At 70.2% G+C, this 10,393-nt stretch carries 8 protein-coding genes; all 8 read right to left on the bottom strand.

Features of this window, described 5'->3' with window-relative positions:
* Positions 1-27 precede the first annotated feature (27 nt).
* Complete coding sequence (gene cas2e / locus IE106_RS29730; protein WP_189538343.1) at positions 28-375, bottom strand: type I-E CRISPR-associated endoribonuclease Cas2e; 348 nt, start codon at positions 373-375, stop codon at positions 28-30.
* Positions 372-1,358, bottom strand: a complete 987-nt coding sequence (gene cas1e / locus IE106_RS29725; protein ID WP_189538342.1) for a type I-E CRISPR-associated endonuclease Cas1e — start codon at positions 1,356-1,358, stop codon at positions 372-374. The genes cas2e and cas1e overlap by 4 nt, the downstream gene beginning before the upstream one ends.
* A complete protein-coding gene (gene cas6e / locus IE106_RS29720; protein WP_189538346.1) occupies positions 1,351-2,148 on the bottom strand; it encodes a type I-E CRISPR-associated protein Cas6/Cse3/CasE in 798 nt (265 codons plus the stop codon). Before cas6e ends, cas1e begins: the two co-directional genes overlap by 8 nt.
* A 5-nt stretch (positions 2,149-2,153) precedes the next feature.
* Positions 2,154-2,945 (bottom strand): type I-E CRISPR-associated protein Cas5/CasD, encoded by a 792-nt coding sequence (gene cas5e / locus IE106_RS29715; RefSeq protein ID WP_189538341.1) that lies wholly within the window; start codon positions 2,943-2,945, stop codon positions 2,154-2,156.
* The gene (cas7e, locus tag IE106_RS29710; RefSeq protein ID WP_189538340.1) at positions 2,945-4,105 is read right to left on the bottom strand and encodes a type I-E CRISPR-associated protein Cas7/Cse4/CasC; all 1,161 of its coding nucleotides are present in this window, start codon (positions 4,103-4,105) and stop codon (positions 2,945-2,947) included. The genes cas5e and cas7e overlap by 1 nt, the downstream gene beginning before the upstream one ends.
* 107 nt (positions 4,106-4,212) lie before the next feature.
* A complete protein-coding gene (gene casB, locus IE106_RS29705) occupies positions 4,213-5,355 on the bottom strand; it encodes a type I-E CRISPR-associated protein Cse2/CasB (RefSeq protein ID WP_189538339.1) in 1,143 nt (380 codons plus the stop codon).
* A complete protein-coding gene (gene casA, locus IE106_RS29700; protein WP_189538338.1) occupies positions 5,352-7,028 on the bottom strand; it encodes a type I-E CRISPR-associated protein Cse1/CasA in 1,677 nt (558 codons plus the stop codon). Before casA ends, casB begins: the two co-directional genes overlap by 4 nt.
* Positions 7,029-7,276: 248 nt before the next feature.
* Positions 7,277-10,189, bottom strand: a complete 2,913-nt coding sequence (gene cas3, locus IE106_RS29695; RefSeq protein WP_189538337.1) for a CRISPR-associated helicase Cas3' — start codon at positions 10,187-10,189, stop codon at positions 7,277-7,279.
* Positions 10,190-10,393: the final 204 nt, after the last annotated feature.

Genomic DNA, 10,393 nt, shown 5'->3' with positions numbered 1-10,393 from the left:
GACGACTCTTTCTGACCTGGGCTTCTTTTAGGTGATCATGCTGTTTTCCTTTACTTGGTCCGCGGCCTTCCACGGTTGCCCGGCGCTTCCTCTGGGTCTGGCCATGAGGGTGAGTCCGTCGAAGTCGGTGGGGGTCCAGCGGTCCTGGCCGGCCGTGCGGGTGGTCCAGCCCTGTTCCGTTCGGGCCGGTTCGATCATGACTGCCTGCCCGTCGCGGATGCGTTCGGCCAGGATCTTCCACAGCCCGTCGCGGATACGTGGGTTAGGACTGCCGACGAAGACGCCTGGGGCGACTTCGATGAACCAGCGCGTCAGATGGCCGCGGAGACCGGGAGGGGCGGCGACGAGAACCACGACCGTCGTCGCGGCGCTCATGAGGTGGTGCTCCCGCCCGGATCCGGGATGATGTCCAGGTGACTGTCAGGGGCGAAGGGGTCCGAGCCCCAGTTGCGGCCACCGCTGACGACGCTTTCCCCCTCGTCCCACAGCCCTGCCAGGTCTTCCTCCAGCAGATTGCCGCCTTCCGGGACCAGCAGGTTCTTGACGTCCGTGACGACCCGGGGCAGCAGCTTGCCCTGGACCACGGCGTCGCGGAGTGCCGTGCGCGCGTCGCGTTCGGCGGTCAGTTCCCTGGCTGCGAGGTCGAACGCCAAGGGGATGGTGAACTCGGCCTTGTAGAGGTCGGCGATGTCCAGGACGAAGGACAGGGCGGATCCGGTGTGGACGAAGCCGAGGGCGGGGCTGGCACCGATGCCGGTGATGACAGCGTGGCAGATGCCGTACAGGGCGGAGTTCGCGGCGGACAGCAGCCGGTTGACGTCGTCGCCTGCCGCGAAGGCGTCTCCGGGTTTGTAGTCCCGCTTGGTCCAGGGCACTCCGGTGCGTTCGGAGTGCTGGGCGTAGAGCCGTCGTACGCGGGTGCCTTCCCGTCCTCGTAGTTGCTGGAGGGTGAGACCGGAGGTGCCTTCGCCGGGGAAGCGCATGTCGTACATGCGGCGGGCGACTGCGACGCGTTCCTTGGGGCGGGTGGACAGCCATGCCTGGCGCAGTTGGAGCTGGGAGCCGCGCGCGACGCCGTGGCCGGAGGCGTAGAGGCGGACGCCGTGTTCGCCGACCCAGCACAGGGAGGTGCCGGAGTCGGCGAGCAGGGTGACGGCTGCGTGGGTGATGCGGCTTCCGGGTCCGATGAGGAGGACGGCGAGCCAGGCTGCCGGCACGTGTACGACGCGGGCCTTGTTGACCAGGACGACGGCGTTGTCGTCGCGGTCGATGTGGCAGCGCTCGACGTAGAGGCTGGAGACGCGGTCCTCCAGCCGGTGTACCTCCTGTGGGCCCGCCCGCCACCACGGCTCAGGCACGGGGCACCGCCGTCTGCGCCTTCACCGGGGCCAGGGTGAGCAGCCCCTGCCCGTAGCCCTTGGCCGGTCCTATGCCCGTCAGCAGTGCCGTGCGCAGCGCGTCGGGGTCGGTGACTCTCAGGCGCCCTTCGAAGGTGGCCGTGGAGAGGGTGACCCGCGGCCCGCCCTGGTGCTTGGTGAAGCGCAGGATGTCGCGGTTGACGATCGACACGGCGGGTCCCGCGGTGAGCGGGCCGTCCGCTTCGATTCCTGGAGCCGGTGTGTCGAGGGGGGCTTCGGGGATGGTGAAGCCGTGGCGTTCGGTGCGGGTGAGGAGCCAGTTGAGTTGCTGGGCTGCGGTTCGGTGGGCCACGCGAAAGCCGCGCGGGCGGCGGTCGGCGGCGTCGGGCTGTTGGGCGTGGGCTTTGAGGCGGGCGTTTTGCTGTTCGCTGGGTTTGGTGGGGCGTGGAATGGTCTGGACGGGGTTGGCGGTCAGGCGGAAGCCGAACTCCTTGCCGAGGGCGATGCGCTCGAGGAGGGGGGTGTAGTCGGCGATGAGCGGGGTGGCGCCGTCGGCGCCGGGCCAGCCGGCTTCGTCGACGAGGTGGTGCCAGGAGGGGCGGCTTTCGGTGAGGACGAGGATCTCGGCGCGGTGGGGGGTGTTGTTCTCCATCCGCCATAGGACCCGTTCAGTGACGGGTTGTACGGCGAGTCCGGCGAGGACCGCCGCGTGGAGGCGGTGGGGGCTGGACAGCAGGGAGACCGCCGTGCGGCGGCGGGGGTTCAGGGCGATTTTCGACAGGTAGGGCATCAGGGTCACCAGCCCAGGAGAGCGAACGGGTCGTGGTCGGGGTCGGCTGGAGAGGCTTTCCCGTCGGCGGGTTCTGTGGCTTGCCGGCCGGTGGGGACGGTGATCCATAGGTGTCGGACGTCCCGGCGTCCGAAGAGGGTGCCGGTCTTGAGGGCGTAGGTGTCGGGGACGTCGACGGCCACCTGGTCGCCGGCGGGATCTTCGACCGTGGCCTCCAGGCGTACTTCCGTCGTGCGGATGTGCTTGCGGCGGTGGGCGGATGCCTGCCAGGGCACGGCTGCCAGCGCGTCGGGGAGGTCGGCGTCGGCCTGCAGGCCGAGGCTGACCGGTCCGGTGGGCGGGCAGGAGCGGCGCCCGAGGCAGAGCGGATAGGTGGGGTGGCGTACGGCGTGTTCCAGGCGCTCCAGGAGAGGTGCGGGTCCGCGCAGCGCGGCGACGAAGACGGCGTCTTGGAGGTAGAAGCGCTGGGTGACGCTGGTGTACTTGGCGGGGCTGGTCTTCGTCTGCACGCCTTTGGCGTTCACTTTGGCGGAGGGCAGCGGCAGGCCGCGGGGGTCGCTGGCCGTGTGGTAGTCGCGCAGGAGCGAGCCGGGCTGGTCGACGCGCACGCCGAGCCGGAGGTCGACCAGGTCGGTGATCGATGCTTCGCGGGTGCGGCCTTCGGCGGCGGCAAGGAGGCCGAGGATGCCGGACTTGGTGGGCTGGGGCCGGGTCTCGCGCCGGTTGTAGTGGGAGGGGCCGCCCCAGGACTGCAAGGGGGCGGCCAGTCTGAGGATGAGGACGGCGTGGTCGTTCATCACGCATCGGCCTTCGTGATCTCGCCGTCCGCCAGCCACTGCCCGACCATGTCGCCGAGCGAGCCGAGCAGCGTCGGAAACGCGACGGACGGGCCGAACACCTCGGTGACCTTGTCGGCCTCGACGTTGTAGGCGGCCAGCGTCCTGACCGGTTCGGTGCCCCAGGTAGCGGCGACGGACTGCAGCTCGCCCGCCAGGCGGACGGCGGACTCGGTGGCCAGACCGGTGACGCCGACGACGGGCTCTTCGTAGGCGGAGATGAGGTTCACCGGCTGGTCGGTACGCAGGGTGAGGAGCACCAGGTGGGGCAGGGTGCGGTGGGCGAAGGAGTTCTGGTGGCCGGTGGGCATGGAGCGGGTGAAGGCGTCGACGAACCGGACGGCCGCCTCGCGCGTGTCCTCTGGGGAGCTGAGGTTGTCGCGCAGCTGGTGGACGCCGAGGACCGCGTAGCGGTAGAGGGTGGAGGAGTTGAACTCGACGGTGCCGATCATGCCGGCGCCGTGGTCGTCGGTGTTCTCGTCGTCCACAGCGGTGTAGTAGTCGAACTCGGTGCGCACGGCGTGGGTGGACAGGGCGTGGGCGACTTGGACGGCGGCGTCCACGTTGAGGGCGGGCAGGTCGGCGACCATGCGTCCGAACAGTGCGACCTCCGCCGGGTGGCCGGTGGTGAGGGTGGCGACCACGGGGAGCTTGCCGACTTCGGCCTTGAGGTCCGCGTCGGGCAGGGCGGCCAGTTCCGCGGCGCGGCCGTTGAGGAGCTTGACGATCGCGTCGAGCTGGCGCTTGCCGAAGAAGAGCAGGTAGGCGGACTGCTCCTCCTTCTTGGATGACTTGGTGATCCCCAGGGGCTCCAGCAGGGCGGTGGACAGGCGGTCGGCTTGGGCGGCATCCAGCCCCGTGTCGCCCTCAGCGGCCGGACGGGCGAGCCGCTCGGCGAGCAGGGCGGCGATGCGCTTGGTCCTGGTCGCGCGGTCGGCCGGCTCGACGGCCTTGGCGAACTCGGTGCGGGTGGCCCGCTTCCACGCTTGGGAGGAGACGCGGGCTCGGCGGGCGCCGCCGTAGAGGGCCTGCTTCGGGGTGCCGGAGTCGTCGCGGTTGGTGTTGGAGGGGGGCAGGCTCTGCAGGATGTGGACCTCGACGAACAGGGTGGGCTGAGGCATCAGCGGGCTCCTTGGAGACACGGGGCATCGCCGCAGGGCGATGCGGAACTGAAACAGGGGGAGGGAGACGCGGTGCCGGACGGCCTCTTGCCCGCCCGGCACCGCCGTCAGGACTTCTTGGACTTGGGCTCGACGCGGAAGTCGCGGTCCCAGCCATTGCGCAGACGGCTTTGGACATCCGGCTGCTTGGGATCGTCCCAGGTGCGCAGCGCCGTGCGCACCAGGTCGTAGTCGAGGCCGATCCCGGCGCGGGCCAGGAGGGTGACGAACCCTCGCAGGTGCATCGCCAGCTCGCCGGTGTCGATCGAGGTGAGAAGGGCTCCGAACCGGCGCTCCAGCGCCTCTGCTCCGCTGCCGTTCTTCGCCAGGAGAAGACGCGCGGCGGTGCCGGGGCTGGTGCCGGGGGCGTGCATCGGCCGGCGGTGGCCTTGCTGGTGACGCCCGAAAAGAGTGAGCGCCACGTGCTCGGCGGTCAGGTCCCTGGTCAGGGCCCCGGTGTCGCGGAAGTTCGCGGGCATGCGGGTCCGGTAGTACGGCCACATCGCCGGGACGGTACCCGCCTCACGGCCTGTGCCGGACCTCAGGGCCGCCAGCTGCGCGCCGTTGTCCGCCTGGTCCGGTGTGAAACGGGCCCAGTACGGGGCTGCCTCGCTGCCGGTGCGCGCCGCGGCCGGTTCGGTGTACTGCAGGCCCCAGGCGCGCAGGACGCGGCCTCGGCCCGGCCCCTCCCAGCGGGTGAGGTCGTGCAGCAGCCGGGTGTAGTCGAGGCCGATGCCCGCCTGCCTCAGCAGCGGAACGAGCCGGTACAGGTGCTGGACGAGCTCGTGGAGGTCCTGGGCGCCGGCGGCGGCCATCAGCCGCCGCTCCACCGCGCTGTCCGAGAATGTGTCGGCGAGGCGCAGTTCCCGGCACGCCCTGCCCAGGCCGGTGCCTGGGCGGTGGGCGGGTTCGGCGGCTGCCTGCTGGTGCCGTCCGAAGAGGGTGAGCACAGCGTGCTCGGCGATGTAGGAGTCGGGGAGGTGGTCCGATTCGAGGGCGGCGTCCGTCAGCCGCACCCGATGGGCGTCCCGCATGGCCGGGACGGTACCCGGCTCTCCGCTGATGCCGTCGCGCAGGCCGCGCAGCTTGCGCGTGGTGTGCTCCGAGAACCCGGGGCGGCCCTCTCGGACGCGGGCGTGCCAGTCAGTGGCGGCCTCCTCCCAGAAGTAGGCGCGCCAGCCGTTGGCGACTTTGCTGGTAGTGGCGCTCATGCCGCCGCCTCCCCACCGCCGGAGCTGTCCTCGGACAGCCGTGTCAGGATCCCGGCGAGCTTCTTGTGGAAGAGGCCGACGGCTTTGCCGCTGCGGTACACGATCTCCTTGCCGTTGCTCTTCTCGACCCGCCCCACCACGGCGCGCGGCGGCGCGGCGGCAAGCAGCGTCTCGGCCTCCCGGACGGCCACCGCCCGCACGGACTGCTCCCAGGCGAGCTGGGCCCGCTCCAACAGCTCGTCGTTCTCACCGACCGTACGCAGCCCGGTCAGCAGCCGACGCATCGTGCCGTCGAGGCCGTGTAGGAGCCGGGAAGAGGGGTGCTGGCCCTTGTCCCACGGCACCGGCTCACCGCCGGAAGCCCGCCGCAGATCACTGTGCAGGTTGTCCAGGGCGCGACCGGCCTGGTCGGCCTGGCCGACGCATTCCAGGATCGCGGCCCGCAGCCAGTCGTCCTCAGCGAGCAGGGACGCCACCGGGAGCGGCAGGCTGTCACCGATGGCGTTCTCGACGACGGCGGACTGATTGCCGTATTCGAGGCCGCAGATCTCCACACCGAGCGGATAGTCGGCGGGCAGGAATCCCTCCGCGTGCAGATCGGCGAGCTGCCGGAGCAAGCCGGAGGTGTAGGGGCCGTCTCCCTCGTCGGGCACGGCCAAGGCGAGCAGTGTGCTCAGGCCCTGCCAGGCCGAGCGGCCGGAGGTGTGGCGGCGGGGGCGCCGCTGGGGCTGACCGGCCTTCGGCTTCGCGATGTGGGACCAGGCGGTGTGCGGTTCGAGCTCCGGGGTCTGCGCGAGTCGGTCGCCGGCGCAGACGATCACACGCTGCACATACAGTCCCTGCTCCGTCTCACACGGGACCAGCCGGATACGGCGGGCCTGGAACGTCAGCAGGTCCAGCAGCCCTCCTGCCGGGCGCGACGACCACTCGGGGCCGGCCGGTGACTTCCAGCCGGACGAGCGCTCGTTCCACGCCCACTGGGGACGGTCCGCCGGATCCAGCCCGTCGGGCAGGAACGGCGTGTTCAACATCAGCGTCTCGTACAGGGTCCGGCCCGTCGGTACGACCACGCCGAGCTGGCCGAGCGGGCCGGTCGGGTTCCCGGTCGTCTTGCCGTTCTTGGCCTGCGGATCACCGACGGCCCCGGTCTTGATGGCGGCCGTGTCCCAGCACTGCGTGTGCAGCAGCCACAGCAGCGCCTGACCGGCCGACAGCAGCAGCTCGTCGCCCTCGGTGAGCGAGCTGAACAGTGGCACGTTGTTGCCGGACGCGATCGACGGAACGAGCTGCGCGGCCGACTTCGTCTCCCCGTTGAGCGCCTCCAGTCCCGCAACCTGCGCGAACGGGCGCTTGTCATCGAACAGCCGGAAACGGTCGCCGTAGCGGGAGCCGAGGTAGTCCGTCAGGCATGCCACATCGGCATCCGAGAACCGGCCGCGTTCGAACCGCTCCGCCCACTCCCCCCGCGTGCGGGGTACCCCGATGGCATCCCACATCACCGGCAACAACAGCTGACGCAGCAACGCGGGCAGCATCGTTGGCACCGGCAACTCCAGCCGCCGCACCTCGTGCGCTCCGGTCAGTACACCTAACAGGCCGGTCGTGCGCACCGCGCCGTCGGTATCGACCGCGGTGAGCAAGCTGTCGTGGACGATGTCTCCGTCCGCGCCCATGGTGACCCCCCCTCCACAACTATTGAGCGTCTCTCAGACACACAGGAAGACACGGCAACTCGCGCCGCACACAGGGGTGTTAGCGGTTCAGCCGTTCACTGGGAGCCTTTCACGCGGCGATCCCACCTTCAATCGAAACAGCACGATTGAATGGATTTCATCTGATAGGCCCCATACGTGAGCATTGATCCAGTATTCTGAGTCGTTGGCGCAAGGGGACTGTCCCCTCGAGGTCGCGGTGTCCTCGTCTAACCTCGTTCGACGACCAGTCCCAAAACGTCGTCATACGAGACCCGGTCCGCACCCAGCACGGCCGTCCCGTCCTCCTCCAGGACCAGCGCCCGCGCATACCGGAGCCAGGGGTGACCAGCCCACCCCGGCAACGGCACAAGTCCGCTCTGCTTGGCTTCCGCCGCCTCCGTGAGCCGGGCCGGCAGTCTCACCGTGCCCCCCAAAAGCCGGTCGACCGCAGTCTCGTCGTCCACCTCGCCGTGCACACCGATCCAGGTCCCGTCGACCGCCCGGCACCCGCCGGCCGAGCGGCGGACGATCACCGCTTCCACCGACCGCTCACCGTCCCGCACCACAGCGTCGAGATCCTCTTCGGACGCGGCTCGGCTGCCCGCATAGTGGAGCCCCTCCAACGTCGGCGCCCCCCATTCGCGGGGGCGCGTCAGCAAGAACCCCTCCGCGTTCTTCTCCCGCTTCTCCTCCTGGGCACGCCACACCTCCCGGGCGACGCCCTCATCCCATTCCGGCGGGCACACCTCCGCCTCCCCATAGGCTCTGGCGACCAGATCCGGCACATCGGCAGGGATGCTCCACACCCCACTGCCGGCCGCTCCCCCGCCCAATGGCCCAGCAGCCTCGGCGACCAGGGCGGCAGCCCTCAGCAGCGGCCACTCCCCATAGATCTTCTTCGAGGCGGGCAGGAAGCGCGGACGCCCTCCCGCACCGGGCACCACGCCGGTCACCAGGACGCGTGGCTCGGCGACTGCGGAAGGCCTTCGAGTCCCGCTGTGCCGGTGGAGCCGCCCGATACGCTGCAACAGCAGATCGACGGGCGCGAGGTCCGTGATCAGCAGGTCCGCGTCCACATCGAACGACTGCTCGGCCAGTTGTGTCGCGATCACCACCATCCGCTCGGGCCGGCCCTCGCCGGCCTTCGGACCCAGCAGCCGCAGGCACTCCTCGGTCCGCTCCGCCCGGTGAGCCGAGCAAAGCCGCCCGTGCAGCAGCCGCACCCGCCCCTCGAACCCACCCTCCGCCAGGGCACGATAAATGGCCTGGGCCCGGTCGACCTGGTTGACCACCACCAGCGCCACACCGCCCTCGGCCACCTCCCTCCCCACCACCGAGGCGATCACCTTCCCGTCCCCGGCGATGTCAGAAAGCCACTCGACCCGCGTCGACACCGACGCGCGCCAGGACGGCACCACACGCCGGGAAGACTCCGCCACCCCCATCCCGTCCAGCGCGTAGGCCACGGTGACACACGGGTAGCCGGCCGGCTTCGGTACCGGGCACGACACATCGGCCGCACTCAGCGCACCCGACAAGTACGCGTCAACGAGCGCCTGCCGCTGCGCCGGCGGAAGCGTCGCCGACAGCAGGACCACCGGAACCCTGGCCTGCCCGAGCCAGCGCAACGCCTCCAGCAGGAACTGCCGCATGTAAACGTCCGCGGCATGTACCTCGTCCACCACCACGACCTTGCCGACCAGCCCTGCGAAACGCAGCATCACGTGCCGCGTACGGGTCGCCGCATGCAGGAGATGGTCAACGGTGCCGACGGCGAACGCCGTCAAAAGCCCCCGCTTGTTGCCCAGGAACCACCGAGCCGGGCTGTCCCGCTCCTCCCGCGCCCCGGGGCTGCCGGCTGACGACCAGGAAGGCATACCGTAATCGGCATCCTCCTCAGTCGCCCCGTAAACGTCGAACGGATCCGCGGACCACTCGTCCTCTGCGGCACACTGCCCGTCGGAGACCGTCCGGTCGCCTTCCCAGATCCTCCGCCACGTCGGGTTGAAGCGACGCTTGCCGTGCAACAGCGCAACCTGCGCTTCCAGGTCCGGGTCGAATGACCGCACCCACTCCAGCACCTGCTCATACATCGGGTCACTCGTTGCCTGCGTCGGCATGGCCACGAAGACGCCGCCCAGCCCGAACCGGGCCGCCAGCACCTCGGCCGCCGCCAGCGCGGCCTTCGTCTTGCCCTCCCCCATGGGGGCCTCGGCCACCATCAACCCCGGGACGGGCATCGACCAAGCCCGCTCCACCAGCTCCCGCTGCGAGGCCCTGGGAGAGACCCCCAGCCGCCCGGTCAGGGGAGCAAAGGGCTCCTCCGGCACGGCAAGCTCACTCCACCCGCCCCGCAGACCGAGCCGCTCCCACGCCGCCTCCGCCCGCCGCCGAGCCCCAGCAAGAGATACCTGCCGCGCATCCGCAATCCCCGCGAACTGCTCACTGTCACTGGCGATCCAGTCCGCCATGACGATCAGCCCGGACAACGCCAGCTGCTCCGCCTTGTTCAAAGCACCCACCGGACGCACATCAGCCAGATCCTCAAACCCGACGGCCCGGGTGAACACATCCACGACCGCCCGCTGCGCCTCCTCCCACGCAGCTCCGCGCCCCTGGACCTCCCGGTGCTGCGGCTTCAGCCCCCGGGCTGACGGAAACGTCCCGTGGTGGCCGGCCACCAACGGCCACACCCACGCCGCGCTCTCCGCGCTCCCCCACGCCGCTACCAGCCTCGGACGCAGCAATGCGGCACCCGCCACGTCATGCCGCCACCGCTGCCGCCGGTCCGCCGGCAACCGCCCCCACGTCAACCCCGCAGCCCTGACCGGAGCCGCCTCCACCTCGTCCACAGCCTGAAAGGCTGGGCATGCCTTCCCACAGTCGTGAATCCCGCAGATCCACATGAACCACAACCGCCCGCGGCCGCCACTGACGTCGTCCAGACGACGCCGTAGCGCGGCCGACACATACCGGTCCCACATCACCTCCGCCACGGCGGCGGTGTCCAGCAAGTGCCCGAGCAGCAGGTGCGTTCGCCCCCTGTTACGCGCCGCGGACTTCCCCCATAACCGCGACACCCCGGCGATGGTCTCCTCCGACCAGCCCATCGCCCGCATCAGGTCGACGATCGACCGCATGTGCCCCACTGGCGCAGCCCCCTTCGTACAGTGGACCCGCACCATAAGCCCACCCACTGACAACGCCTCTGAACTCCATGCCCCAGCCTCCGACGCTACTCAATGAAAAACACCCCAACTGCTAGCATCCGCGCAGGTCAAGAAGCGTCGTCCCCGCACCCGCGGGGGTAGTCCTTCCTTGCATTGTGGTCCTTCGGGTCGGTT

It is taken from the genome of Streptomyces roseolilacinus, from assembly GCF_014649335.1.
Classification (GTDB): Bacteria; Actinomycetota; Actinomycetes; order Streptomycetales; family Streptomycetaceae; genus Streptomyces; species Streptomyces roseolilacinus.
Note: the sequence above shows the minus strand (reverse complement) of the source record. Positions and strands in the feature narration are given on the sequence as shown.

Excerpts from the sequence above, each read along its gene's own strand:
- casA (WP_189538338.1), bottom strand. The coding sequence starts at position 7,028 with ATGGGCGCGGACGGAGACATCGTCCACGACAGCTTGCTCACCGCGGTC.
- casB (WP_189538339.1), bottom strand. The coding sequence starts at position 5,355 with ATGAGCGCCACTACCAGCAAAGTCGCCAACGGCTGGCGCGCCTACTTC.
- cas2e (WP_189538343.1), bottom strand. The coding sequence starts at position 375 with ATGAGCGCCGCGACGACGGTCGTGGTTCTCGTCGCCGCCCCTCCCGGT.
- cas6e (WP_189538346.1), bottom strand. The coding sequence starts at position 2,148 with ATGCCCTACCTGTCGAAAATCGCCCTGAACCCCCGCCGCCGCACGGCG.
- cas3 (WP_189538337.1), bottom strand. The coding sequence starts at position 10,189 with ATGCGGTCGATCGTCGACCTGATGCGGGCGATGGGCTGGTCGGAGGAG.
- cas7e (WP_189538340.1), bottom strand. The coding sequence starts at position 4,105 with ATGCCTCAGCCCACCCTGTTCGTCGAGGTCCACATCCTGCAGAGCCTG.
- cas5e (WP_189538341.1), bottom strand. The coding sequence starts at position 2,945 with ATGAACGACCACGCCGTCCTCATCCTCAGACTGGCCGCCCCCTTGCAG.